At 68.9% G+C, this 25756-nt stretch carries 25 protein-coding genes and 1 pseudogene; 24 read left to right on the top strand and 2 right to left on the bottom strand.

Annotation, left to right across the window (positions count from 1 at the left end; all coding sequences use genetic code 11):
• Positions 1 to 38 precede the first annotated feature (38 nt).
• From A8G18_RS02590 to A8G18_RS02550, 9 genes are all read left to right on the top strand, one after another.
• Complete coding sequence (locus A8G18_RS02590) at positions 39 to 1232, top strand: MFS transporter (RefSeq protein ID WP_064062619.1); 1194 nt, start codon at positions 39 to 41, stop codon at positions 1230 to 1232.
• A 5-nt stretch (positions 1233 to 1237) separates the two neighbouring features.
• Entirely contained in the window at positions 1238 to 2137 is a 900-nt protein-coding gene (locus A8G18_RS02585) for an alpha/beta fold hydrolase (protein ID WP_064062618.1), read from the top strand.
• Positions 2134 to 3468 carry a D-inositol-3-phosphate glycosyltransferase gene (gene mshA, locus A8G18_RS02580; RefSeq protein WP_064062617.1) on the top strand — a complete coding sequence of 445 codons (1335 nt, stop codon included), beginning with the start codon at positions 2134 to 2136 and terminating at the stop codon, positions 3466 to 3468. The genes A8G18_RS02585 and mshA overlap by 4 nt, the downstream gene beginning before the upstream one ends.
• The gene (locus A8G18_RS02575) at positions 3465 to 4019 is read left to right on the top strand and encodes a type III secretion system chaperone family protein (protein ID WP_064062616.1); all 555 of its coding nucleotides are present in this window, start codon (positions 3465 to 3467) and stop codon (positions 4017 to 4019) included. The genes mshA and A8G18_RS02575 overlap by 4 nt, the downstream gene beginning before the upstream one ends.
• A 441-nt stretch (positions 4020 to 4460) precedes the next feature.
• Complete coding sequence (locus A8G18_RS02570; RefSeq protein ID WP_026003099.1) at positions 4461 to 4790, top strand: transglycosylase family protein; 330 nt, start codon at positions 4461 to 4463, stop codon at positions 4788 to 4790.
• Between the two features lie 201 nt (positions 4791 to 4991).
• On the top strand, positions 4992 to 6578 hold the full coding sequence (locus A8G18_RS02565) for an AMP-binding protein (RefSeq protein ID WP_064062615.1): 1587 nt from the start codon (positions 4992 to 4994) through the stop codon (positions 6576 to 6578).
• Between the two features lie 175 nt (positions 6579 to 6753).
• Entirely contained in the window at positions 6754 to 7500 is a 747-nt protein-coding gene (locus tag A8G18_RS02560; protein WP_016933293.1) for a phosphoglyceromutase, read from the top strand.
• 178 nt (positions 7501 to 7678) lie between these two features.
• Complete coding sequence (locus A8G18_RS02555; RefSeq protein ID WP_026003098.1) at positions 7679 to 8851, top strand: sensor histidine kinase; 1173 nt, start codon at positions 7679 to 7681, stop codon at positions 8849 to 8851.
• 61 nt (positions 8852 to 8912) lie between these two features.
• Positions 8913 to 9602 (top strand): response regulator transcription factor, encoded by a 690-nt coding sequence (locus A8G18_RS02550; protein ID WP_016933291.1) that lies wholly within the window; start codon positions 8913 to 8915, stop codon positions 9600 to 9602.
• Here the strand turns inward: A8G18_RS02550 and A8G18_RS02545 are convergent.
• The gene (locus tag A8G18_RS02545) at positions 9584 to 10402 is read right to left on the bottom strand and encodes a DUF3109 family protein (protein WP_064062614.1); all 819 of its coding nucleotides are present in this window, start codon (positions 10400 to 10402) and stop codon (positions 9584 to 9586) included. The two genes, A8G18_RS02550 and A8G18_RS02545, sit on opposite strands and share 19 nt — an antisense overlap.
• A gap of 45 nt (positions 10403 to 10447) precedes the next feature.
• On the opposite strand from A8G18_RS02545, the gene A8G18_RS02540 reads away from it, so the two are divergent.
• The 10 genes and pseudogenes from A8G18_RS02540 to A8G18_RS02500 all read left to right on the top strand — a co-directional run bounded on the left by A8G18_RS02540 (position 10448) and on the right by A8G18_RS02500 (position 19194).
• Complete coding sequence (locus tag A8G18_RS02540; protein ID WP_081494135.1) at positions 10448 to 11401, top strand: Ppx/GppA family phosphatase; 954 nt, start codon at positions 10448 to 10450, stop codon at positions 11399 to 11401.
• Entirely contained in the window at positions 11398 to 12612 is a 1215-nt protein-coding gene (locus A8G18_RS02535) for a hypothetical protein (RefSeq protein ID WP_064062613.1), read from the top strand. Before A8G18_RS02540 ends, A8G18_RS02535 begins: the two co-directional genes overlap by 4 nt.
• Before the next feature lie 4 nt (positions 12613 to 12616).
• A pseudogene (locus A8G18_RS02530) lies at positions 12617 to 13559 on the top strand (sugar phosphate isomerase/epimerase family protein).
• Between the two features lie 161 nt (positions 13560 to 13720).
• A complete protein-coding gene (locus A8G18_RS02525) occupies positions 13721 to 14386 on the top strand; it encodes a MerR family transcriptional regulator (RefSeq protein ID WP_064062612.1) in 666 nt (221 codons plus the stop codon).
• Positions 14383 to 15240, top strand: a complete 858-nt coding sequence (locus A8G18_RS02520; protein WP_064062611.1) for a thioesterase family protein — start codon at positions 14383 to 14385, stop codon at positions 15238 to 15240. Before A8G18_RS02525 ends, A8G18_RS02520 begins: the two co-directional genes overlap by 4 nt.
• Positions 15241 to 15342: 102 nt before the next feature.
• Positions 15343 to 16203, top strand: coding sequence for a pyrroline-5-carboxylate reductase (gene proC / locus A8G18_RS02515; RefSeq protein WP_016933934.1), 861 nt, complete (start codon positions 15343 to 15345; stop codon positions 16201 to 16203).
• A gap of 167 nt (positions 16204 to 16370) precedes the next feature.
• The gene (locus A8G18_RS02510; RefSeq protein ID WP_006552345.1) at positions 16371 to 16607 is read left to right on the top strand and encodes a helix-turn-helix domain-containing protein; all 237 of its coding nucleotides are present in this window, start codon (positions 16371 to 16373) and stop codon (positions 16605 to 16607) included.
• A 249-nt stretch (positions 16608 to 16856) separates the two neighbouring features.
• A complete protein-coding gene (locus A8G18_RS22270; RefSeq protein ID WP_003402602.1) occupies positions 16857 to 16958 on the top strand; it encodes a 30S ribosomal protein bS22 in 102 nt (33 codons plus the stop codon).
• A 224-nt stretch (positions 16959 to 17182) separates the two neighbouring features.
• Positions 17183 to 18214, top strand: a complete 1032-nt coding sequence (locus A8G18_RS02505; protein WP_026003238.1) for an NAD-dependent epimerase/dehydratase family protein — start codon at positions 17183 to 17185, stop codon at positions 18212 to 18214.
• On the top strand, positions 18211 to 19194 hold the full coding sequence (locus A8G18_RS02500; protein ID WP_064062609.1) for a lysophospholipid acyltransferase family protein: 984 nt from the start codon (positions 18211 to 18213) through the stop codon (positions 19192 to 19194). Before A8G18_RS02505 ends, A8G18_RS02500 begins: the two co-directional genes overlap by 4 nt.
• 17 nt (positions 19195 to 19211) lie before the next feature.
• On the opposite strand, the gene A8G18_RS02495 is transcribed toward A8G18_RS02500, so the two are convergent.
• Positions 19212 to 20168, bottom strand: a complete 957-nt coding sequence (locus tag A8G18_RS02495) for an HAD family hydrolase (protein ID WP_064062608.1) — start codon at positions 20166 to 20168, stop codon at positions 19212 to 19214.
• Positions 20169 to 20377: 209 nt separating this feature from the next.
• Between A8G18_RS02495 and A8G18_RS02490 the strand changes: the two genes are divergently transcribed.
• The 5 genes from A8G18_RS02490 to A8G18_RS02470 all read left to right on the top strand — a co-directional run bounded on the left by A8G18_RS02490 (position 20378) and on the right by A8G18_RS02470 (position 25751).
• Positions 20378 to 20668 carry a glutaredoxin family protein gene (locus A8G18_RS02490; RefSeq protein ID WP_016935629.1) on the top strand — a complete coding sequence of 97 codons (291 nt, stop codon included), beginning with the start codon at positions 20378 to 20380 and terminating at the stop codon, positions 20666 to 20668.
• A 159-nt stretch (positions 20669 to 20827) separates the two neighbouring features.
• On the top strand, positions 20828 to 21697 hold the full coding sequence (locus A8G18_RS02485) for a redox-sensing transcriptional repressor Rex (RefSeq protein ID WP_084421384.1): 870 nt from the start codon (positions 20828 to 20830) through the stop codon (positions 21695 to 21697).
• Positions 21694 to 23115 carry a glutamyl-tRNA reductase gene (locus A8G18_RS02480; protein ID WP_064062607.1) on the top strand — a complete coding sequence of 474 codons (1422 nt, stop codon included), beginning with the start codon at positions 21694 to 21696 and terminating at the stop codon, positions 23113 to 23115. The genes A8G18_RS02485 and A8G18_RS02480 overlap by 4 nt, the downstream gene beginning before the upstream one ends.
• Positions 23112 to 24122, top strand: a complete 1011-nt coding sequence (gene hemC / locus A8G18_RS02475; protein WP_016934688.1) for a hydroxymethylbilane synthase — start codon at positions 23112 to 23114, stop codon at positions 24120 to 24122. Before A8G18_RS02480 ends, hemC begins: the two co-directional genes overlap by 4 nt.
• Before the next feature lie 63 nt (positions 24123 to 24185).
• Positions 24186 to 25751 carry a bifunctional uroporphyrinogen-III C-methyltransferase/uroporphyrinogen-III synthase gene (locus A8G18_RS02470; protein WP_064062606.1) on the top strand — a complete coding sequence of 522 codons (1566 nt, stop codon included), beginning with the start codon at positions 24186 to 24188 and terminating at the stop codon, positions 25749 to 25751.
• Positions 25752 to 25756: the final 5 nt, after the last annotated feature.

Raw genomic sequence — 25756 nt, 5'->3', positions numbered from 1 at the left:
GACCGGACCGATCGGATCGACGAGAACGCGAGAAGTACGTGACAGGACAGAAAGGCGGCTCGTACCGCGAGTTGTTCGCAGCACCGGGCGCAACCGCGTTCTGCCTGGCAGGATTCGTGGCGCGCCTGCCGATCGCGATGGTCGGGATCGGCATCGTCACGATGTTCTCGCAACTCGAGGGCAACTACGCGGTGGGCGGCGCATTGTCAGCGGTGTTCGCCCTGTCGTACGCCGCACTCACCCCGCTCGTCTCCCGCGCGGTCGACCGGTACGGCCAGCACAGAATCCTGCCCGCGGCCGCCCTCGTCAGTGCGGTCTCCACCCTCGCGATGCTCGCGGGCGTCCGTCTCGACGTGCCCACCGTGTGGTTGTTCGTCTGTGGGATCCCGGCAGGACTCATGCCCACGGTCGGTGCGATGGTGCGGGCCCGATGGACACAGCTCTACGGCGGTACCCCGCGGCTCCGCACCGCCTTCGCGCTCGAAGCGGTGGTCGACGAGGTGTGCTTCATCGTCGGCCCGGTGCTGTCGGTGGGCCTGAGCGTGGCGGTCTTCCCCGAGGCCGGTCCGCTGCTCGGTGCGGTGCTGTTGCTCGTCGGCACCGTGGCCCTCTCGGCCCAGCGCGGCACCGAGCCACCCGTGCGACCGCACGTCGAAGGTCGTGCGAGGACGAACATCCTGCGCATGCCCGTCCTCCTGTCGATCGTCGTCGTGATGGTCGCGATGGGTGTGATCTTCGGGGTGATCGACGTGGCGGCCGTCGCGTTCACCGCGGAACAGGGCGCCCCGGGATCCGCCACCCTGACGCTGGCGTTGTTCGCGACCGGTTCGGCGGTGAGCGGCCTGATCTTCGGTACCCGGGTGGGCCCGGGCGCCCCCACCCGTCAGTTGTTCGTCGCCACCGGCATTCTCGCGGTCCTGCTGTGCCCGCTGCTGCTCGCCGGCTCGGTGCCGATACTGACCGTGCTGTACTTCGTTGCCGGATGCGCGATCTCGCCCATCATGATCGTCGCGACGTCGCTGACCCAGCAGATCGTGCCGCCCGAACGGCTCACCGAGAGCATCACGTGGACGGTTGCGGGGCTCGGCGTCGGCGTCGCGGCGGGTTCTGCGCTGGTGGGTCAGGTCATCGACCGGGCCGGTGCCGGCACCGGATATCTCGTGGCGGTGGCGGCGGGCATCCTCGCGGTCACGTGCGCGGGCGGGATCCACATTCGGGCACGGTTAGAGTGACGCACATGGCAGTTCGTGAAGTGGCCGGCATCGACGGCACCTCCCTCGTGTATCGCGTATTCGGCTCCGACACGGCACCGGTTCTCGTGCTCGTCCACGGATGGGCGCAGTCGTCGCGCTGCTGGGGCGACCGAGTCCTGGACGCGCTCGCCCGGGACTTCCGGGTGGTCGCCGTCGACCTGCGCGGACACGGTTACTCGCAGGCTTCCGAGACCGGATACGCGGACCGTGCCCTCTGGGCCGGTGATCTCGCCGCTGTCCTTGCCGCCGAGAGCGTCTCGGAGGCGAACCCGGCGGTGCTGCTCGGCTGGTCGTACGGCGGCCTGGTGATCTGCGACTATCTCGCCGAGCACGGCGCGGGAGCCGTCGCGGGGCTGGTTCTCGTGGGTGCCATCACGAGCATCGGCCGCGGCGAGAAGGGTGGACGCGTCGGTGCCTCGATGCGCGCCGCGATCCCCGCTGCGATGTCGGAGGACCCCGAGGAGGCGGTGCGCGCACTCGGCTCGTTCGGCAACGCGCTCACCGGTCCTGTCGAGGGCGGTGGTCTCCGCGAGGGCAAGGGCGCGGTGTCGCAGGCGCTGTTCGGTGCGAGTCTGTCCACCCCGCCGCGGGTACGTGCCGCCCTGTTCGATCGCGCGGTGGGCAACGACGACCTGCTCGCGGACCTGGAGGTGCCGGTTCTCCTCCTGCACGGCGACGCCGACTCGGTCGTCGACGTCTCCGCGGCGCACCATGCGGCGTCACTGCTGCGGCGCGTCACGACCTCGATCTGGGAGGGCGTCGACCACGGTCCGTTCGTCGAGGATCCGGACCGGTTCGTCGCCGAGGTCGGAGAGTTCGCTCGGGCCGCGACGGCGGAGTCGACGACACGCGAAGATCGGCAGCAGGGCAGTATGGAGGGGTGACGTCCCAGCCCAGCCGCCCGCACCGCGTGGCCGTGATCTCGGTCCACACCTCGCCGCTGGCGCAGCCCGGAACCGGGGACGCAGGCGGCATGAACGTGTACGTCCTGCAGACCGCTGTCGAGCTCGCGCGTCGCGGCGTGGAAGTCGAGATCTTCACCCGCGCGACCTCGTCGGCAGACCCGGCCGTGCAGCAGGCCGCACCCGGGGTTCTCGTCCGCAACATCGAGGCCGGCCCGTTCGAAGGGCTCGACAAACACGATCTGCCGACGCAGCTGTGCGCCTTCGCCGCCGGTGTGCTGCGCGAGGAAGCGCGGCACCCGCAGGGCTACTACGACCTCGTGCACTCGCACTACTGGCTGTCCGGGCAGGTCGGCTGGCTCGCACGCGACCGCTGGGGTGTGCCGCTGGTGCACACCGCCCACACCCTCGCCGCGGTGAAGAACGCGTCGCTCGCCGCGGGCGACACCCCCGAACCCGCAGCCCGGCAGATCGGGGAGCAACAGGTCGTCGCGGAATCCGATCGGCTGGTGGCCAACACCGCCGACGAGGCAGGGCAGCTCGAACGTATCTACGGGGCCGATCCCGCGAAGATCGACGTCGTCGCCCCGGGCGCCGACCTCAATCGCTACCGGCCCGGCGACCGTGCGGCCGCTCGCGCAGAACTCGGACTCGACCCGCGTGAGACCGTTGTGGCGTTCGTGGGCCGTATCCAGCCGCTCAAGGCCCCCGACGTGTTGCTCGAGGCCGCCGCGCGAGCACTCGCCGACGACCCCGGCATGCCGTTGCGGGTGCTGGTCGTGGGAGGCCCGTCCGGAACCGGCCTCGAGCGGCCCGATGCGCTCATCGAACTCGCATCCGCGCTGGGCATCGCGTCGCGGGTCACCTTCCTCCCGCCGCAACCCCCGGACCGTCTGGCCCAGGTCTACCGGGCCGCCGATCTCGTTGCGGTGCCGAGCTATTCGGAGTCGTTCGGTCTCGTCGCGATCGAAGCGCAGGCATGCGGCACGCCCGTGCTGGCCGCGAACGTCGGTGGTCTCGGCGTCGCGGTGCGCGACGGGGAGACCGGCATGCTCGTCGACGGGCACCGCATCGACGACTGGGCGACCGCGCTGCGTTCTCTGGTGGGCGATCCCGATCGCCTCGCGCGATTCGCGGAGACCGCGCCTGTGCATGCGGAGTCCTTCTCGTGGGAACACACCGCAGAAGGCCTGCTCGACAGCTACCGCCGGGCGGGGATGCGCCGTAACCGGGCCTTCGGTACCGGCGAGCATTCGCTGCGGCGGCAGCGGGGAGTGTGGAAGTTGCGACGGACGAGGGGAGTCACCGCATGAGCGACCGGCTCATCGAATCGATCGAATCGACGCTGCGCGATCGCGGGCTCGAGTTCTCTGTCAAGGAGGGCGGGCACTTCGTCGTCAAGCTTCCGGGTGAGAAGAAGCTCGAGACGACCACTCTGCTCAGTGTCGGACGACACGGTGTGCGGGTCGAGGCATTCGTGTGCCGCAAACCGGACGAGAACTTCGAATCGGTGTACCGCTATCTGCTGCGCCGCAATCGGCGCCTCTACGGCGTGGCCTACACCCTCGACAAGGTCGGCGACATCTACCTGGTGGGACGCATCGCCGCGCACGCCGTGACCCCCGAGGAGATCGACGCGGTCCTCGGGCAGGTGCTCGAGGCGGCCGACCACGACTTCGACATCATTCTCGGCATCGGGTTCATCACGTCGATCAAGCGTGAGTGGGAGTGGCGCGTCTCGCGCGGCGAGCCGCTGCGCAATCTCGAGCCGTTCCGTCACCTCATCGAGGGGGAGACCGGTACGCCGTTCGACCCCGAGACGGACGACGACGAACCCGAGGCTCCGCGCGAAGCGAACGGGTGACACCCCACTTCGGCGTCGTTATCGCGCCGTGAACATGCCCGGTTCGAGAGGTCTGTACGGGCACATCGTGTGACCATCGCCACAAGTGCGATGTCCCGGAAACGCCCGGGAAACGGTGTGTTCCTGCGAGTCGACCTGGGGATTTCCCGAATGCCGCCGGGAGTTCTCGGACGGCCGTACCGGAAAATCGGTCCGTGACCTCGCCGTGATGAACCCTTACGGTCGATGTAGGCCCGATACCGACGGGCGTTACACACCGGCCCCGCAGCCGCTCGTTCCACCCCCGCGGGATTGCCGGATCCACAACCTGCCGAGGGGTGGAGCGAGAGAGCAACCGGGCGTGCGTCGAGCACCGCACCGTGTTGCCGGCACCGACCGTCCGCCTGTGTGGCGGATCCCTGGGTCGGGGGCCTCGCAAGCAGCCGGAAAGGATTCATCCACATGGCAAAGTTCACGATCAAGCGCGCCCTGGGCACCCTCGCTGCCTCCACTGCACTCGTTGCGACCCCGTTCGCTCTGGGTGCGGGTACCGCCAATGCCGCATCCGGCAACTGGGATGCCGTCGCACAGTGCGAGAGCGGTGGAAACTGGGCGACCAACACCGGCAACGGCTACTACGGCGGCCTGCAGTTCTCGCAGAGCACGTGGGAGGGTTACGGCGGCTCCGGATACGCCCACAACGCCTCGCGCGAGGAGCAGATCCGCGTCGCCGAGAACGTCCTCGACGGCCAGGGCGCCGGTGCATGGCCGGTGTGCGGTCAGTACCTCTGAGCGCAGCCCGAGCAGCTTCCGAACCCCGCGTGCGATTCGTCGCACGCGGGGTTCGTGCGCTCCCGGCAGGCCGGGCGTGGCCGGGCGCCCGGTGCAACCGGTATCCTCACAACGCCTGTGACCGGGTTCACATCACTGCGGTAGTGTGACCTCGACCGAAAGTCGGCACCGCGTGCCGGACAGAATGCTCGGAGGATGAGAATGAGTTTCCGTAGTCCCTTTCCCGACGTCGACATCCCGGCATCGAGTGTCTACGACTTCCTGTTCGGTTCGCTCGACGAGTCCGACCTCGCGCGACCCGCCCTGATCGACGGCGCGTCCGGCGCCGTGACGGACTACCGCACGCTCGTGGCCCACATCGATGCTGTGGCCGGGGCGCTGGCCGCCCGGGGCATCGGTGTCGGGAAGGTGGTCGGCCTGCTCGCGCCCAACGTGCCGGCCTTCGCCTCGGTCTTCCACGGCATCCTGCGGTCCGGAGCCACCGCGACCACGATCAACGCCCTCTACACGGCCGGTGAGATCTCGAAGCAGCTCGACGACTCGGGAGCCGTCGCACTGTTCACGGTCTCCCTGTTCCTGCCGCAGGCGAAGGAGGCCGCCGCGGCCGCCGGCATCCCCGACGAGCTGCTCATCGTGCTCGACGGCGCCGAGGGGCATCCCTCCCTGCGCGACCTGCTCACCGAGGGTGCACCGGCCCCCGCCGTCGAGTTCGATCCGGCGACTCACCTCGCAGTGTTGCCGTACTCCTCGGGCACGACCGGCCGGCCCAAGGGTGTGATGCTCACGCACCGCAATCTCGTGGCCAACGTCTCCCAGATCAACCCGCGCATGGGGATCGGCGCCGACGATCGCGTGCTCGCACTGCTGCCCTTCTTCCACATCTACGGCATGACGGTGCTGCTGAACGCCGCCCTCTGCAACCGTGCCTCGCTGGTGACGATGCCGAAGTTCGATCTCGTCGACTTCCTCACCTACATCTCGGAACACAAGTGCACGTACGTGTTCATCGCGCCGCCCGTCGCGGTCGCGCTCGCCAAGCACCCCCTCGTCGACCGGTACGACCTGTCGAGTGTGCATACGGTGTTCTCCGGTGCCGCACCGCTCGACAAGGAGCTCGCCGGCGCCGTCGCCGCCCGGCTCGGCTGCAACGTCCGGCAGGGCTACGGCATGTCGGAGATGTCGCCGGTGTCGCACGCAATCCCCTTCGACGACAACGACACCGAACTCGATTCGGTCGGTCCGACGATCGCGAACATGGAATGCAAGATCGTCGATCCCGCGACCGGTGAGGAGGTCGAGTACCCCACCGGTGAGGGTGTCTCGGCGCCCGGCGAACTGTGGTGCAAGGGACCGAACGTCATGGTCGGCTACCTCGGCAACCCCGAGGCCACGTCCGACACCCTCGACGAGGACGGCTTCCTCCATACCGGTGATATCGCCACCGTCGACGCGAAGGGCGCCGTCCGGATCGTCGACAGGCTCAAGGAACTCATCAAGTACAAGGGCTACCAGGTGCCGCCGGCCGAACTCGAGGCGCTGTTGCTCACTCATCCGCAGATCGCGGACGCCGCGGTGATCGGGGTCCGCGACGACGAGGGTGAGGAGGTCCCGAAGGCCTTCGTCGTCCGGCAGCAGGATTCGACGATCACCGAGGACGAGGTCATCGAGTTCGTGGCCGGGCGGGTCGCGCCGCACAAGAAGGTCCGGCAGGTGGAGTTCATCGACACGGTGCCGAAATCCTCTGCGGGCAAGATTCTCCGCAAGGATCTGCGTGCACTGAACGCCTGACATCTGCGGGGGTGTGGCTCCGGTGCCCGCCGCATCGGAGCCACACCTGTTTTCGATGCCCGTGGACCGCGGAGCACTGTGAACCAGCCTTTCTGGCAACGCACGTTGTCGGATATAGCCGACGATCGGGGGCGCCCGTGGCGAAATCGCCATCCGCGCGTGTCAGGATTGGGCCATGAGTATCGGAACACTTGTTCTGCTCCGCCACGGCGAGAGCGAATGGAATGCGATGAACCTGTTCACCGGCTGGGTGGACGTTCATCTGACCGACAAGGGGATCGCCGAGGGCAAGCGGGCCGGTGCCCTCCTCGCCGAGCACAACGTGCTTCCCGACGTCTCCTACACCTCCCTGCTGCGCCGCGCGATCAGCACCGCCAACTTCGCGCTCGACGCCGCCGACCGGCACTGGATCCCCGTCATCCGCGACTGGCGTCTCAACGAGCGCCACTACGGTGCGCTCCAGGGCAAGAACAAGTCCGAGATCAAGGACGAGTTCGGCGAGGAGCAGTTCATGCTGTGGCGTCGCAGCTACGACACCCCGCCGCCGCCGATCGAGCCGGGTTCGAAGTACAGCCAGGACGCCGACCCGCGCTACGCCGACGTCGACGAGGTTCCCCTCACGGAGTGCCTGAAGGACGTCGTCACCCGTCTGATCCCGTACTGGGAGTCGACGATCTCCCAGGACCTGCTCGCGGGCAAGACCGTGCTCGTCACCGCACACGGCAACTCGCTGCGCGCACTCGTCAAGCACCTCGACGGGATCTCCGACGACGACATCGCCGGCCTGAACATCCCGACGGGCATCCCGCTGCGCTACGACCTCGACGAGAACCTGCGTCCGCTGAACCCGGGCGGAACGTACCTCGATCCCGAGGCCGCGGCTGCCGGAGCGGCCGCGGTCGCGAACCAGGGCGCCAAGTAACGGTTCCGACAGGACCGACAACCGACCCCGTCGCCGGCCGGCGACGGGGTCGGTTGCGTCCGTGCCGGGCGAACAATCGGTGAACAACGCTCGAACAACCGAAAAATGCGGTGTGACGTGCGGGAAATGCCGGCTACCCGGTGTCCGGCGGGGTACCGGTGTCATTACGATTCCAAGTGTGAGTGTTACGCAGGCCGTCATGCTGGCCGTGGTCGCGGCGGTCCTCGGCGGGATCGTCACCGTCGCCGTCGGGAGGCTGGCGCAGCGCCGGGCGCACGGCAGCGACGACGCCGACCTCACGATGCTCGACGTGCTCGACGCCGTCGTCCACGGGTCGTCGACCGGGATCGCCGTGGTCGACAAGTTCCACGACGTCATCCTGTTCAATCCGAGGGCCGAGGAACTCGGACTCGTACGCAACCGTCTCATCGACGATCGTGCCTGGATCGCGGCCACCCGGGTTCTGGAGAGCCGCAAACCTCTCGAACTCGACCTCGGCACGAAATCCTCGCTCGGACGGGACCGCCTCGCCGTGCGGTGCACGGTGCGGCCACTCCTCGACCGCGACCCGCGCTTCGTCGTGCTCTACGCCTTCGACGACTCCGAACAGGTCCGGATGGAAGCGACTCGCCGCGATTTCGTCGCCAACATCAGCCACGAACTCAAGACGCCGGTCGGGGCGATGGCGCTGCTCGCGGAGGCACTGCTCGAATCGGTCGACGATCCCGACACCGTCCGCCACTTCGGCGAGCGGGTGCAACGCGAGGCGACCCGCCTGGGCAACATGGTGACCGAGCTGATCGCCCTGTCCAGGCTGCAGGGCGCCGAGAAACTGCCCGACCTCGAAGTCGTGGACGTCGACACCGTGGTCACCGAAGCCCTCGAGCGGACACACCTGACCGCCGAGAACGCCTCCATCACGATCAGCACCGACCGGCCGAGCGGGTACGAGGTGCTCGGCGACCGGACACTGCTCGTCAGCGCCCTGACCAATCTCATCGAGAACGCCATCGCCTATTCGCCGGCGGGCTCACCGGTGTCGATCAGCAGGTCGCTGCGCGACGGCAAGGTCGCGATGGCCGTCACCGACCGGGGGATCGGTATCGCGAAGGAAGACCAGGAACGGGTCTTCGAGCGTTTCTTCCGCGTCGACAAGGCCCGCTCGCGGGCCACCGGTGGCACCGGCCTCGGGCTGGCCATCGTCAAGCACGTGGCCGCGAACCACCACGGCGAGATCACCCTGTGGAGCAAGCCGGGCACCGGCTCCACCTTCACCCTGCTCGTTCCCGCCCATGTCGAGGACAGCGACGACGAGACCGTCGAACGCACCGAGAAGGCGGTCGGATCGTGACACAGACCCCACCCGGGCTCCCGGGCGGACGGATATCGAGAAACAGACGGAGGACCAGTTCGTGACGCGTGTGCTGATCGTCGAGGACGAGGAATCGTTGGCGGATCCGCTCGCCTTCCTGCTGCGCAAGGAAGGGTTCGAGACGACGATCGCAGGCGACGGTCCCTCGGCCCTCGCCGAGTTCGACCGGCAGGGCGCCGATATCGTCCTGCTCGATCTGATGCTCCCCGGAATGAGCGGCACCGACGTGTGCAAACAACTACGGACCCGCTCGGGTGTTCCGGTCATCATGGTCACGGCTCGCGACAGCGAGATCGACAAGGTCGTCGGGCTCGAACTCGGTGCCGACGACTACGTCACCAAGCCGTACTCGGCCCGCGAGCTCATCGCACGGATCAGGGCGGTCCTGCGGCGTGGGGCCGACACCGAGAGCGAGACCGCGCCGGACGACGGACTGCTCGAGGCCGGCCCGGTGCGGATGGACGTCGACCGTCATGTCGTCCACGTCGACGGAGAACCGATCGCCCTGCCGCTCAAGGAATTCGACCTGCTCGAATACCTCCTGCGCAATTCGGGACGGGTGCTCACCCGAGGCCAGCTCATCGACCGGGTCTGGGGCGCCGACTACGTCGGCGACACCAAGACCCTCGACGTCCACGTCAAGCGACTGCGCTCGAAGATCGAGCAGGACCCGGCCAAGCCGCGCCACCTCGTGACGGTGCGCGGCCTCGGTTACAAGCTCGAGGCCTGACCGTCGCCCGCTTGTGCTGCCGACGTCGCGGGATGGATCGCGACGAGGCCGAGTCCCTGGCGTCGCCGGCACAGGCGCGCGAGCTCGTCGTAGGCCGCCGCTCCGAGGAGTTCGGTGAGTTCGGGGGCGTACGACTGCCAGACCGGACGCTCGCCGACGTGTGCGTCGGGTGAGCCGGAGCAGTACCAGTCGAGGTCGTGACCGCCCTCGCCCCAGCCGCGCCGGTCGTACTCGGTGATGACGGTGCGCAGCACCTCGGTGCCGTCGGGCCGTTCGACCCAGTCCTGGGTGCGCCGGATCGGAAGCTGCCAGCACACGTCGGGCTTCATCTCGAGCGGTTCGATGCCGCGTCGCAACGCCATGGTGTGGAGGGCGCATCCCTGGCCGCCCTCGAATCCGGGGCGGTTGAGGAAGATGCACGCGCCCTTGTACCGGCGGGTGCGCAGGGCGGGCTCGTCGTCGATCTCGTCCTCTTCGAGATAGCCCTTCTTGCCCAGGCCCTTGTCCATGAACTGCCAATCGGCCGGCGTGAGGTGTTTCACTGCTTTCGCGAGCTTCGTGCGGTCGTCGTCGTCGGACAGGAATGCGCCGTGCGAACAGCACCCGTCGTCGGGCCGGTCGGCGATGATGCCTTGGCACGCCGGGGTGCCGAACACGCAGGTCCACCGCGAGAGCAACCATGTCATGTCTGCGGCGATGACGTGTTCGTCGTTGTCGGGGTCGATGAACTCCACCCATTCCCGAGGGAAGTCGAGAGGGACTTCGGGGGCCGGGTCGAGTTTGTGTGGGGCATGGGACATACCTGCTGTCACAGGTCCCGACGGTAGACCCAGTACCGTGTTGATGTGCGCTTAGGGGTACTCGACGTCGGAAGCAACACCGTCCACCTGTTGGTGGTGGACGCCCATCGTGGTGGGCACCCCACGCCGATGAGTTCGACGAAGGCCACCCTGCGGCTGTCCGAGAACACGGACGACAACGGAGACATCACCACCAGGGGCGCCGACCGGCTCGTCGAGACCACCGCCGAGTTCGCCAGCATCGCCCGCACGTCGGGATGCGGGGAACTCATGGCGTTCGCCACGTCCGCGGTGCGCGACGCCGGGAACTCCGAGGCGGTCCTCCAACGCGTGCGCCGGGAAGCCGGGGTGTCGCTGGACGTGCTCTCCGGTGAAGACGAGGCCCGGCTGACATTCCTGGCGGTGCGTCGCTGGTACGGCTGGAGCGCCGGAAACATCCTCGACCTCGACATCGGGGGTGGCTCGCTCGAGCTCACGTTCGGCGGCGACGAAGATCCCGAGATCGCCTACTCCCTCCAGCTCGGTGCCGGGCGACTCACACGCGACTGGTTCCGTGAGGACCCGCCCGGGAAGCGCCGGATATCGGCTCTGCGCGACTGGCTCGACGCGGAACTCGCCGAACCGGCGAAGATTCTGAGCAGCGCGGGCGACCCGGATCTGTGCGTGGGCACGTCGAAGACCTTCCGGACCCTGGCGCGCCTGACGGGCGCGGCTCCTTCGTCGGCGGGCCTGCGGGTACAACGGACCCTGACGGCGAGCGGACTGCGTCAGCTCATCGCCTTCATCTCGCGAATGACCACGGCCGACCGGGCAGAACTCGAAGGGGTCAGTTCCGACCGATCCGAGCAGCTCGTCGCCGGCGCCCTCGTCGCGGAGGCGAGTATGCGTGCCCTCGGAGTGGAAACGCTGCAGATCTGCCCCTGGGCGTTGCGCGAAGGCCTGATTCTTCGGAAGCTCGATACGGATATGGGTGGCGAACTGGTGGTGGCAACCGGATGAGCGAGAATCGCAGCAACGACACGGGCCAGATCTCCGTGGCCGAGCTGTTGGCGCGTAACGGCCAGAAGGTGGGAACGCGGGCCGGGGGACGACGCCGACGAGGTGCGAGCGGCGGCATCTCGGTCGCCGAATTGACGGGTGAGATCCCGATCACGCGTGCAGCCGACGACAAGACTGCCGAGCAGACGGATCCGGTCGCTCCCGCCGAGACGGAGACCCGCGAACCGGCGACACCGGTGGACCGCACGGCCGAGACGCCGAAGACGGCGACCTTCGCGCTGTCCGATGTCGAGAAGACCACCGTGACGCCGCGGGTCGCTGCCGAATCGAAGACGGCTCCCGCGAAGACGCCTCCGGTGAAGGCTCCCGCGAAGATGCCCCCCGTGAAGGCTCCCGCGAAGACGCCTCCCGTGAAGGCTGCCGCGAAGACGCCTCCGGTGAAGGCTCCCGCGAAGACACCTTCCGTGAAGACCGGATCGACGACACCTCCGGCCGAGACACCGCCCTCCCCCGAGGCGAATGCGACCGTATCGAAGGCGTCCGTGTCGGCTCCGCCGAAGGTCGAGTCGCCGACCGAGATCATTCGTCCCGAAGCGCTTCCGCGCCGCGCGCGGGCGCATCTCGGCGCGGTTGCCGCAACGGGTGCGCAGCCCGGTGAGGCGGTCCCCGACAAGAAGTCCGAGAAGGCGAGTGCGCCGGCGGTATCGGCGCGTAAGGCCGATGTCGCGGAACCGCGACTGCTGTCCGGCCCTGCGAGCGACCTGCAGGGCACCGGCTCCGACCTCGACGACTCGACCGACACCATCGGTGCTGCGGCCGGGACCTCCGATGCGCCTGCGGAGAAGACATCGCCGGCGACGCGTTCGCGGAAGTCCCGAGGCACGGGATCGTCGGCCGCCGCGGCCGACGACTCGGCACGGAAGAGTTCCGGCGACGCGGATCAAGGCAGCAGCCTCAAGCAGTGGGCGTTGCTGATCGTTGAGAGCGTCGCGGCGATCGTCGCGGGTGGGTTGCTGTTCAAGGGCTTCGAGCGTCTGTGGGATCTCATGCCCTGGGTCGCCTTCGCGCTCGCCCTGCTGGTGATCGTCGGCCTGGTCGCGCTCGTGCGCGTACTGCGGCGCACCGACGACATCACGAGCCAGCTCATCGCACTCGCCGTGGGAGCCTTCGTGTCCTTCGGGCCGCTCCTGTTCCTGCTTCCCGGCGGGTGAGCCGATGCCGACCGCGCAGGGAATCCGGGTAGGGCTGTCCACCGCTTCGGACTACCGAAGCGGCGTTCCGGTTCGCGGCCGACCTCGGCTTCGACGGGGTCGAGCTGATGGTGTGGGCGGAACCGGTGAGCCAGGATCCCACCTCGGTGGAGCGTCTCGTCCGCGAGTACGGGGTGCCGGTGCTCGCCGTGCACGTGCCGTGCCTGCTGATCTCGCAGCGCGTGTGGGGAGCGGATCCCGCCGCCAAGCTCGACCGTTCGGTGCGTGTCGCAGAGATCCTCGGGGCGGAGACCGTGGTGGTCCATCCACCCTTCCGGTGGCAGCGCCGCTATGCGGAGGGCTTCTCCGATCAGGTCGCGGCGCTGGAGGCCGACAGTCGCGTGGCGGTCGCGGTCGAGAACATGTATCCCATGAGGGCCGACGTCGTCTTCGGTGGTCGTGATCGCGGCGCCGAACGTCTGCGCAGACGCGGTCCGGGCCGCGCGGTCTCTGCCTACAGCCCGTCGCTCGACCCGACCGACACCGGTTTCGCGCATTACACGCTCGACCTGTCGCACACCGCGACGGCAGGAGCAGACGCTCTCGCACTGGCGGATCGGATGGGGGAGGGGTTGGCCCACCTCCACCTCGCCGACGGCAGGGGGTCCTCGCTCGACGAGCACCTCGTCCCAGGAACGGGCACGCAGCCGTGCGCGGAGGTCTGCCGCCGAATCGCGGCGAGCGATTTCGGCGGTCACGTCGTGCTCGAGATCAGCACCCAGAGCGCGCGCACACGTGCCGAGCGTGCCGGGATGCTGGCCCGGTCGCTGGCCTTCGCGCGGACGCATCTGGATCGTTCGGCGACGCGCGCGCTCACGGCCGGTCCCGAGAGTCCCCGGCACACGGAGATCGCGCGCATCCCCGAATCGGAGCGCACCGATTCCGGCGGCGAACACGGCGACGCCTGAGATCAGCACCCGCGGTGAGGGATGCCGGCGAGCGGAACCGCCGAACCGCCACGAACATCCTGCCGAGTCGCTCCGGCGCGGAAGTCCTTTCCACACCTGCTCACCAGGATCCACGTAACTGGATAGTTGTAGTATCCGGTGTCGAGGACGGGAGGTGGTCCGTGCGTATCTCGGAACTCGCCGAGCGCTGCGGCATGCCGCTGCCGACGGTGAAGTACTACCTGCGGGAAGGGCTGCTCATGCCCGGGGTGGCGACGAGCGCTACCTCGGCGACCTACGACGACCGGCACGTCCGCCGCCTCGGTCTCGTCCGGGCTCTCGCCGCCCAGGGCCTGCCCCTCGAGAAGATCAAGACCGTCGTGGAGCTCGTCGACAACCCCCGCGACGACCTGTTCGTCGAACTCGGCCACGCCATTGCCGCGCTGCCTCCCTACGTCGAGGGCTCGACGGGTCCCGACTACCCCCGGGCCCGTCGGCTGCTCGAACACCTCGGCCAGATCTACGACCCGCGGTTCGCGGCCGTGGCACAACTCGAACATGCGCTCGCGGCACTCGAGACGGCCGGTCTGCGGATGGGACATCGCCGGATCGATGCCTACGGCCGACACGTCCGCGCCATCGCCGAGCTCGACCTCGAGCTGCTGCCGACGGACTCCCGGGAGATCACCGTGGAGGCGGCCGTGCTCGGGACCGCACTGTACGAACCGGTGCTCACCGCCATGCGCCGACTGGCCCACCAGCATCTCGCCGCCCGCATGTTCGGGTCCGGCGATCTCCCCACGACCGGCGACGATCCGGCCCCGAACGACCACCAGGAGCAGCAGTGACCCCCACCGACCAGCCCTTCCGCGACCTGACTTCGGTCACCCGGGTGCCGGGCGGCCACCCCGACGGCACCGCCGCATGGCAGGCCCACATCGCTCCGGTGTGGACCATCGGACCCAAGGTGCACGGCGGCTGCTTGCTCGCGGTCTGCGCGTCCGTGGCCCGCAGGTCTGTGCTCGACGCCGGCGTCGACCCCCTCACCCAGCCCCTCGCCGTCAGCGCCTCGTTCGTCTCCGCGCCCGATCCCGGCGACGTCGAGCTCACCACCGTCCTGCGCAAGCAGGGCAAACAGATCGGTGTCGTGGACGTCGAGCTGTCCCAGGCCGGTCGCGTGGCGGTGCGGGCGAGCGTCACCCTCGGCGCACCGGACACCGAGCAGCCGTTCCACACGGTGCCGCACCGCGCGACCACCATGCCCGCCGACCCGCCGGACGGGTCGGTGCTCGTCACCCCCGAGCACCCCATGGGGCAGATCGTGAAGTTCGCCTCCACCTCCCGGCTCCGGATCGACGCCTCCACCGCGCGCTTCCTCGACGGGGAGCAGGGCGAACCGCTCGTGTCGATGTGGACGCGGCCGTCACCGGGCGACGAGGCCGACGTCGACACCTCGGTACTGTTCGCGCTCATGTGCGGCGACGTGTCGGCTCCCGTGGCGATGAACCTCGGCCGATTCGGGTGGGCGCCGACGGTGCAGCTCACCGCATATCTGCGCCGGGTGCCGGCTCCGGGATGGCTGCGCGTCATCGCCGAGAGCAGCGTCCTCGGCAACACCTGGTTCGAGGAGGACCACACCGTCGTCGACTCGACCGGTCAGGTCGTCGTGCAGTCGCGTCAGCTGGCCATGATGCCGCGCTGACGCACTCCACCGAGGTCGGTCCCGGCAGGCGGGTCGTGCGGTGTGACCGCACGACCGTCACCGTGGTGTGGACCGCACGAGCCGTCGTGGCAGTCTGTCCCCATGACGAGAATCGCAGTGATCGGTGGCGGCAGGATCGGCGAGGCGCTGGTCTCGGGTCTGCTGAAGAACGGTTTCGCGACCAAGGATCTCGTGGTCGCCGAGAAGTTCGAGGAACGACGTGACGAACTGTCACGGACCTACTCGATCCGGGTCACCGACAGCACCGCCGACGCCGCGGAAGGCGCCGACGTGGTCGTCGTGGCCGTCAAGCCCAACGATGTGGACGCCGTCGTCACCGCCCTCGCGGCGGTCGACGCCGGGAACGACGACGAGCAGATCCTGGTGTCGCTCGCGGCCGGCATCCCGACGGTCCGCTACGAGACCAAGCTCCCGGCGGGATTCCCCGTCGTGCGCGTGATGCCGAACACCCCGATGCTGGTCGGGGAGGGTGCGAGCGTGCTGTCCGCGGGCCGGTACGTCAAGCAGCAGCATCTCGACACGGTCCGCGAGATCCTCGCGAGCGTGGGGACGGTCTCGGTGGTCCCGGAGTCGCAGATCGATGCGGTCACCGCGGTGTCCGGATCCGGTCCCGCCTACTTCTTCCTCGTCGCGGAGGCGATGATCGATGCCGGTGTCGCGCTCGGTCTGACCCGAGCGGTCGCCACCGACCTGGTGGTGCAGACGATGACCGGTTCGGCGGCCATGCTCGCGCGTTCCGGAGACAACGCCGCCGACCTGCGCGCGGCGGTCACCTCGCCGGGAGGAACCACCGCAGCAGCGATCCGCGAACTCGAGCGTGGAGGGGTGCGCACTGCCTTCTACGAGGCGCTCGACGCCGCGAAGCGTCGTTCCGCGCAACTCGGAGCGGCATCCGATCAGGTGTCGCCCGTGGCCCGGGAAGGGCTCTCCGGGACCGCCTGACAGAGGCCCAGGTGAGGCGTAGCGTGACGACGAACGGCTCGCTCGCCGGAAATTCCCCGGCTGCATCGTCGCACACGAACCATTTGTCACGCTAAGCTCGAATCAGCACGTGCGTGTCTGTTCCGCCGGAGGGGAAGCCGGCGGCGCGGGCGTGCCGGAGGTGTGTAATGGTTTCAGGAAACACGCCGTCGAAGGGTCAACCTCAAGACGGACAGTCGGTTCTCGCCGGTACCCAGTTCCTGACGGTTGCCGAAGTGGCAGCTCTCATGAGGGTGTCGAAGATGACCGTGTACAGGCTGGTGCACAGCGGCGAACTACCCGCAGTGCGGGTGGGACGGTCGTTCCGCGTGCACGCGAAGGCCGTCCACGACTATCTGGAGACGTCGTACTTCGACGTCGGATAAGGGACGGTCGGCGCGTCGTCGGGGACGGCGGTTCGGCGAACGGATCCGGTGCGCGAGGGAAGTCGCGTCCCGGGGCGGACCTCGGTTTCACGCCGGTGGGCCGCCCCGGTAGGATTGCTTGACGTCGTACCGGCCAGCCGGTGTCGTGAGGCGCTGTTACTCGTCGCCACGAGGCCCAGCGTCGACATACATCAGGCGTACGTCACCGGCGTGCGCAGGAACGCTACAAGGAACGTGAGGGATGCCCACATGGGATCTGTGATCAAGAAGCGCCGTAAGCGCATGTCGAAGAAGAAGCACCGCAAGCTGCTCCGCCGCACCCGAGTGCAGCGTCGTAAACTCGGCAAGTAAGCATTGCGCCTGTCCGATGCCCGTCACCATCCATGGTGACGGGCATCGTTCGTCTCCGCATCCCGGCACCCGAAAATTCACCGACCTGTCGTGCGACGGCAGCGAAGTGGCCGTATTGTGGGACGGCATACCGCGCCGGGGCGAATGTGACCGATGACGCGTGTGGTGCAGCAGGGGGTTCACGAGTGGTTTCGCAGGGGCACGAGGTGGCACGTCCGCGAGTCGTGCTGGTCACCGGAGCAAGTCGGTTCCTGGGTGGTTTCCTCGTCACCAGGCTTGCCCAGAATCCGGATATCGAGCGGGTGATCGGCGTCGACACGCAGTCACCGTCGAAGGACATGCTCCGACGCATGGGCCGGGCCGAGTTCGTGCTCGCCGACATCCGCAATCCGCTCATCGGCAAGATCATCCGCAACATGGACGTCGACACCGTCGTCCACGCGTCCGCCGTCACCAAGGCCCCGAAGTCGGGTAGCCGCACCGCGATGAAGGACATGAACGTCCTCGGCGCGATGCAGTTGTTCGCGGTGTGCCAGAAGGCGCCGTCGGTGCGCCGGATCGTGCTGCGGTCCTCGTCCGTCGTCTACGGCTCGAGCGCCAAGGATCCCGCGAAGTTCACCGAGGAGATGAGTGCCCGCCGCCGGCCCACCGGTGCCTTCGCCCGCGACATGCTGGAGGTCGAGGGGTATCTGCGCGGAGTCGCCCGGCGGCGCAGCGACATCGCGACCACCATCCTCCGGCTCGCACCCACCGTCGGGAACCGGCTGCCCGGCTCGGTGTCGAGTTATCTCACCTCCTCGCTGGTCCCGAACGTGCTCGGCCGCGACGCGCGCCTCCAGTTGCTCCACGAGGAGGACGCGCTCGGTGCGCTCGAACACGCGGTCGTCGCCGGGCCACCCGGGACGTACAACATCGCCGGTGAGGGCATCGTCATGATGACCCAGGCCGTGCGCCGGGCCGGAGGCGTTATCGTGCCGATGCCCTACGCGCTGTTCCGTACCGTCGGGCACGCACTCATGGGTTCCGTGATGAACTCGTTCACCAAGGAAGAACTCGACTATTTCCATTTCGGATGCGGACTCGACACCACGCGCATGTGCGACGAGTTCGGATTCGAGCCACGCTGGACCACGAGAGAAGCGCTCGACGATTTCGCCCGGGGCCTCGCCCTCACCCGCCTCGTGAAGACCGAATGGGTGGACAAGGCCGAGTCGATGGCGCTCTCCGTGCTCGGAGAGACGAGGGAGACGCGATGACGGAGGTCGCGAAGGTCATCCCGTTGCACGCCGGCAACCGCCGTCCCGGCGAACGGGTCGCACGCACACCCCATCCGTCGATGGGGCCACCGTCCACCCCCGAACGGAAGAGCCGCACCGATCAGTTCCTCGACGACCTGCGCGGAACCCTCGCACAGCAGGTCGCCGCTACCGCCGAGTTCGTCCGCCGCCGCATGACCGGCGACTACGAGGTCGACGACTTCGGCTTCGACCCGCACTTCACCGACAACGTCGTCCTGCCGGTGCTGCGCCCGCTGTTCGACAAGTGGTTCCGCGTCGAGGTCCGCGGCATCGAGAACATCCCCGCCGAAGGCCGCGCGCTCGTCGTCGCCAACCACGCCGGCACGCTCCCCGTCGACGCGCTGATGACCTCCGTCGCCGTGCACGACCACGCCGACCGCCCGCTGCGGATGCTCGCCGCCGACCTCGCCTTCGGTCTGCCCGTGGTCGGGACGGTCGCCCGCAAGGCGGGCCACACCCTCGCGTGCCATCCCGACGCCGAACGCCTGCTCGCCCAGGACCAGGTGGTCGCGGTCTTCCCCGAGGGCTACAAGGGGCTCGGCAAACCGTTCAAGGAACGCTACAAACTGCAGCGGTTCGGACGCGGTGGTTTCGTGTCGGCGGCGCTGCGCACCCAGGCGCCCATCGTGCCGTGCTCGATCGTCGGCTCGGAGGAGATCTACCCGAATCTCGCCGACCTCACCTCGCTCGCCCGTCTGCTCGGCCTGCCCTACTTCCCGATCACCCCGCAGTTCCCGGCGCTCGGGCCGCTGGGGATCGTGCCGCTGCCCTCCAAGTGGTACATCGAGTTCGGCACACCGATCGTCACCGACGTGTACGACGACGCGGCGGCGGAAGATCCGATGGTGTTGTTCGAGGTCACCGACCACGTACGTGAGACGATCCAACAGACCCTCTACAAGCTGCTCACGCGCCGCCGCAACGTCTTCCTCGGCTGAGTGCCGCCGCCTCCGGCCTATGCCGCTCGATCGCGGCGGCGGCCCACGAGGACCGCGACCGCACCACCTGCGGCCCCGAGGCCGAGCGCCGTCGGCACCCCGACCTTCGCGGCCTTGCGCGCCGTCCGGAAATCGCGGATCTCCCACCCGCGCGTACGGGCGACCTGCCGCAGATCCGGATCGGGGTTGATCGCGACGGCCGTGCCCGCCACCGACAGCATCGGCACGTCGTTGTGGCTGTCGGAGTATGCCGTGCACCGCTTGAGATTGAGACCCTCACGGATCGCGAGGGCGCGTACCGCGTGCGCCTTGCCGAGACCGTGCAGGATGTCGCCGACCAGACGGCCCGTGAACACCCCGTTCTCCGACTCGGCGACGGTCCCCAGCGCACCGGTGAGGCCGAGGCGTTCGGCGATGACGTCGGCCAGTTCGACCGGCGTCGCGGTCACGAGCCACACCTGCTGCCCGGCGTCGAGGTGCATCTGCGCGAGAGCGCGGGTGCCCGGCCAGATCTTGTCGGCGATGATCTCGTCGTAGATCTCCGCGCCGAGCCGGCGCAGCTCCTCGGTGGAGCGGCCCTGCACGAACGACAGGGCCTTGTCGCGACCGGACGCGACGTCGTTCATGTTCTCCTTGCCGGTCAGGCGGAACTTGACCTGCTGCCAGGCGAACTCGAACAGGTCGGACTTGTCGAAATAGTTCCGTGCCACGAGGCCGCGGGCGAAGTGGATGATCGACGCACCCTGCACCATCGTGTTGTCGACGTCGAAGAAGGCCGCCGCGGTCAGATCGCGCGGAACGGGCGTGGTGTCGGGCGAGGGCTCGGGTTCGACGCGGGATTCCTGCAGGGCGAGGGCGGCGTCGGCGCTTGCCTCACCTGCGAGATTGGCGCGGACCTCTTCCTCGCTGGGTCCGAACTTGCGGGAGAAGAGCCGGCGTCCGGGACGGATGATGCGCGCCCACGTCTCACCCATGCCCCAGCTGTAGGGGAACGAACGTCCTGGCACTCGCACCTCCGGTGTCGTGACGGGCGGGGCTGTCGAAACGGGCGGGGTCGTGCCCGGCGCGTCCGCGGGCGACCCGCGCCAAGCCTAGCCCGCGATGCCGTTCGTCACGGGGAGGCCGTCGCCCCCGTGACCGGGTGTGACGTTCATCTCGACGGGCCGTGCCGCACAGTGGAGGTATGAGTGAGCATTCGTCTTCGGCAACGGACGGTTCCGCGCGCCGTCATCATCTGACACTTCTCGTCCGTGCCGGATGCGGCGCGTGCGGGCCGGCACGCGAACAGTTGGAGGCGCTCGCCGAGGAGCTCGGCGTCGAGGTCACCTGCATCGACGTGGATCTTGCTGCCGCAACCGATCCCGATCTGCGAGCCGAATTCGGGGACCGCCTGCCCGTCGTCCTGCTCGACGGACGCGAACACAGTTACTGGGAGGTCGACGAGCCGCGCTTGCGCGCCGATCTCGCTCGCTGACGCGACAGGCCCTCGTCGTACAGCAGGTGGGAAGCACATTCGGGGTGCTTCGAGCAACTTTGTGCATGGCTTCACAAGCGGTTACCGTGGTGTGAACGAATTCCCGGATCACCGTGAGGCCAGGCGTGTATCCACCGGCCGGACGAGGAGCCACGTACCGTGACGCAGTTGCACCCACCGCAGGGCGAGGACGCTCGCGGCACCGCCGAGTCCGGCGAGGGTGCCACTTCCACCCCTCCGGTCCGCGATATCCCCCAGGCTACTGTGACGCGTCTCGCGACCTATCTCCGGGTCCTCGGTGCGTTCGCGGAAGCGGGCACGCTCATCGTCTCCAGTGAGGAACTCGCGGCCGCGGCCGGGGTCGGTTCCGCCAAGCTGCGCAAGGATCTGTCCTTCCTCGGGCCCAACGGAGTGCGCGGCGTCGGCTACGACGTCCTGCGCCTGCAGTCCCGCATCGAAGCCGCCCTCGGGCTCGACCGGGGTCACCGCGTCGTACTCGTGGGAGTGGGCAATCTCGGACGGGCGCTCGCCCGGTATCCCGGTTTCGACCGCCGCGGTTTCACCATGGCCGGACTCTTCGATTCCGATCCCGCCGTGGTGGGCACCCGTGTGGGCGACCTCGTCGTCCGGCCCGTCGACGATCTCGAGAGCGGCGCCCGCGAACTCGGCGCGACCATCGGTGTCGTCGCCACCCCCGACGACGCCGCGCAGCAGGTGTGCGACCTGCTCGTGCTCGCAGGGGTGCGCAGCATCCTGAGCTTCGCGCCCGTCGAACTCGAGGTGCCCGAGCATGTCGAGATCCGCCGCGTCGACCTGTCCGTCGAGATGCAGGTCCTGTCCTTCAACAGCACGCGCAACGACGAGACCGCCCGTTCCGCGAGCGCCGACGTCCGTCCGGCAGCCGGCGACGTCCGCCCCGCCGGCATCCCGCGGGTCTCCACCCGAAGCTCTGCACGGCGTACCACAACAGGAAAGGCGGGTCCGATGGGATCGGCCGCGACCAGAAACGGATCGGTGATCGCACCGTGAGTGTTCTCCTCGTCGGGATATCGCATAGGAGCGCACCGGTCCCGGTGCTCGAGAAGGTTGCGGTCACGGACACCGACCGTCCCAAGCTCACCGACAAGATGCTGGCGTCGGACAAGATCTCCGAAGCGATGATCGTCTCCACCTGCAACAGGGTGGAGATCTACGCGGTGGTCGACGCCTTCCACGGTGCGCTGGCCGCGGTCAGCAATCTGCTCGCCGAGCACTCGGGTCTTCCCGTCACCGAACTGCACAAGCACGCCTACGTCCGATACAGCGAGGCGGCGGCCGAACACCTCTTCTCCGTCGCGAGCGGTCTCGACTCGATGGTCGTGGGGGAGCAGCAGATCCTCGGGCAGATCCGCACGGCCTACGCCGCCGCCGACGCCCAGCAGGCCGCAGGCCGCACACTGCACGAACTCGCCCAGCAGGCGCTGCGTGTCGGCAAGCGGGTGCACTCGGAGACCGGCATCGACGCCGCCGGTGCCTCCGTCGTCTCCGTTGCGCTCGACAAGGCCGCGAACTTCCTCGGCGGCGACCTCCGGGGCCGCACCGCCGCAGTGATCGGGGCCGGTGCCATGGGCGGTCTCGCCGTCGCACACCTCGTCCGGGCGGAGATCGGCTCGATCGTCGTCGCCAACCGCACCCGCGATCGCGCCGAGCGACTCGCCGAGACCGCGCGGGCCGCCGGTGTCGAGGCCGAGGTCGTCGCGTTCGACGACCTCGCGGCCGCACTGAGCCGCGCCGATGTCGCCGTCACCTGCACCGGGGCCGTGGGCGCCGTCGTCACTCTCGCCGACGCGCACCGTGCGCTCGCACAGCCCGGGCGCGGCGAACGCCCCCTCGCGATCTGCGATCTCGGCCTGCCGCGCGACGTCGATCCCGCCGTCGCGGGTCTTCCCGGCGTGCAGGTCTTCGACATGGAGTCGCTGCAGCGCGACCCGTCGGCCGGCGCCGCGGCGAACGACGCGGACGCCGCCCGCACGATCGTCGCCGCCGAGTTGTCGCAGTACCTCACCGCGCAGCGCCTCGCGGAGGTCACCCCCACGGTGACGGCACTGCGTCAGCGTGCCGCCGAAGTGGTCGAGGCCGAGCTGATGCGCCTCGAATCGCGACTGCCCGATCTCGACGACGGCCAGCGCGGTGAGGTCGCCCGCACGGTGCGTCGGGTCGTCGACAAGCTCCTCCACGCGCCGACGGTGCGCGTCAAGCAGCTCGCGTCGACGCCGGGAGGCGACCAGTACGCCGAGGCCCTGCGGGAGCTGTTCGAGCTGAGGCCGGGTTCGGTCGAGGCGGTCGCGACCCCCACCAAGGACCTGGGCTCGCTGACCGATCCGACCCTCGCGGTGGATCTGTCCGCCGCACTGGACCCCGCTGTCACCACCGAACTCCAGGTCTCACGAAAGGACGGCACCGCATGAGCACCGAAGCCGCATCGGTTTCCCGCGACGACGTTGCTCGGCAGGACCGCCCACTGCGGATCGGTACCCGTGGCAGCGTGCTCGCCACGACCCAGGCCGGCACCGTGCGCGACGCACTCATCGCCGCCGGTCGCCCGGCAGAGCTCGTCATCATCACCACCAAGGGCGATGTCACCCCCGGCCCCGTGCAGCGCATCGGTGTCGGCGTGTTCACCGCCGAGCTGCGCGAGGCGCTGCTCGCCGGTGAGGTGGACGTCGCCGTGCACTCCTACAAGGACCTGCCCACCTTCCAGGACCCGCGCCTCGTCATCGCGGCCGTCCCCGAACGGGAGGATCCGCGCGACGCGCTCGTCGCCCGCGACGGACTCGTCCTCGGCGAACTTCCGCCCGGTTCGAAGGTCGGCACCTCGGCACCGCGCCGGCGGGCACAGCTCGCCGCGCTCGGACTGGGACTGCAGATCGAACCGCTGCGCGGCAACATCGACACCCGCATCGGCAAGGTCGACTCCGGAGAACTCGACGCGATCGTCATCGCGCGCGCCGGACTGTCGCGCATCGGGCGCCTCGACCGCGTCACCGAGTCCCTCGAACCGGTGCAGATGCTGCCGGCGCCGTCGCAGGGTGCGCTCGCCGTCGAGTGCCGGTCGGACGATCCCGAGATGATCGAACTGCTCGCGGGTCTCGACCACGCCCCGAGCCGCGCCGCGGTCGTCGCCGAGCGGTCGCTGCTCGCCGAACTCGAAGCCGGATGCACCGCACCGGTCGGGGCGATCGCCGAGGTCGTCGAATCCCTCGACGACGACGGCCGCGTGATCGAGGAGTTGTCGGTGCGCGGGTGTGCCGCCGCCCTGGACGGATCGGATGTGCTGCGAGCGAGCGCGGTGGGGGCGCCGGAGACGGCCGAGGAACTCGGCCGTCGTATCGCGCGCGAACTGCTCGATCTCGGTGCGCGCGAACTCATGGTCGAGCACGGGATCGTTCCCGAGACGAGACCTGCCGATGATTGACCCAGCCGTGACCGTCACCCGATTTGCCCTTATCACTGATTTGACCGCACTGGAGAATGACCGATGAGCCGAGTCCGTAAGCACAACCCCGGGCGCATCCTGTTCGTGGGATCGGGGCCGGGCGATCCTGCGTTGCTCACCGTGCGCGCGCGTGACGTGCTGGCGGGCGCCACGATCGCCTTCACCGACCCCGATGTCGACAAGGGTGTCGTTGCCCTCGTCGGTTCCGACCACGGTGCCGACCCGGAGACCGGTGAACCCGTCGCCGAGGTCCGTCCCGCACTCGGCGAGCCCTCCGAGGTAGCCAAGACGCTCGTCGCGGAGGCGAAGACCGGACACGACGTGGTGCGCCTCGTCGCCGGTGATCCCCTCACGACCGACTCGGTGATCGCCGAGGTCAACGCCGTCGCCCGCACCCAGGTGGTCTTCGAGGTCCTCCCCGGTCTGCCCGCCGGATCGTCGGTGCCGAGCTACGCCGGCATGGCACTCGGCTCGTGCCACACCGAGGTCGACGTGCGCGGAGAGGTCGACTGGGCCGCGCTCGCCGCAGCCCCCGGACCCCTCGTCCTCCACGCGACCTCCGGTCACCTCGCCGAGACCGCCAGCGCGCTGGTCGAGCACGGTCTCGCGCCGCAGACCCCCGCAGCGATCACCGTGCGTGGAACCACCCGTCAGCAGCGCACCGTCGAGGCCACGCTCGCGACCCTGAACGACGCGGGCTCCGAACTCGTCGGGCCGCTCGTCGTCACCGTGGGCAAGGTCGTCTCGCACCGCAACAAGATGTCGTGGTGGGAGTCGCGCGCCCTGTACGGCTGGACCGTCCTCGTGCCCCGCACCAAGGATCAGGCCGGCGAGATGAGCGAACGACTCGTCACGCACGGCGCGATCCCCATGGAGGTGCCGACGATCGCGGTCGAGCCGCCGCGCAGCCCCGCCCAGATGGAACGTGCGGTCAAGGGTCTGGTCGACGGCCGCTACCAGTGGGTGGTGTTCACCTCCACCAACGCCGTGCGTGCGGTGTGGGAGAAGTTCGAGGCGTTCGGTCTCGACGCGCGGGCGTTCTCCGGCGTCAAGATCGCGTGTGTCGGTGAGGCCACGGCCGCGAAGGTGCGCTCGTTCGGAATCATCCCCGAACTCGTGCCCAGCGGCGAACAGTCCAGCCTGGGCCTGCTCGCCGAGTTCGCCCCGTACGACGACGTCTTCGACCCGGTCAACCGGGTGCTGTTGCCGCGCGCCGACATCGCCACCGAGACCCTCGCCGAAGGCCTGCGCGAACGGGGCTGGGAGATCGACGACGTCACTGCCTACCGCACCGTGCGTGCCGCTCCGCCGCCGGCCGCGACCCGCGAGATGATCAAGACCGGTGGTTTCGACGCGGTGTGCTTCACGTCGTCGTCGACCGTCCGCAATCTCGTGGGTATCGCCGGCAAGCCGCACGCCCGCACGATCGTCGCGTGCATCGGCCCGAAGACGGCCGAGACCGCGATCGAGTTCGGCCTGCGGGTGGACGTGCAGCCCGAGACCGCGCAGATCGGTCCGCTGGTCGACGCGCTCGCCGAGCACGCTGCCCGGCTCCGTGCCGAGGGCGCATTGCCCCCGCCGCGGAAGAAGTCCCGCGCCCGCCGCTGATGTTC

The organism is Rhodococcus gordoniae, assembly GCF_001646655.1.
GTDB classification, from domain to species: Bacteria; Actinomycetota; Actinomycetes; order Mycobacteriales; family Mycobacteriaceae; genus Rhodococcus; species Rhodococcus gordoniae.
Note: the sequence above shows the minus strand (reverse complement) of the source record. Positions and strands in the feature narration are given on the sequence as shown.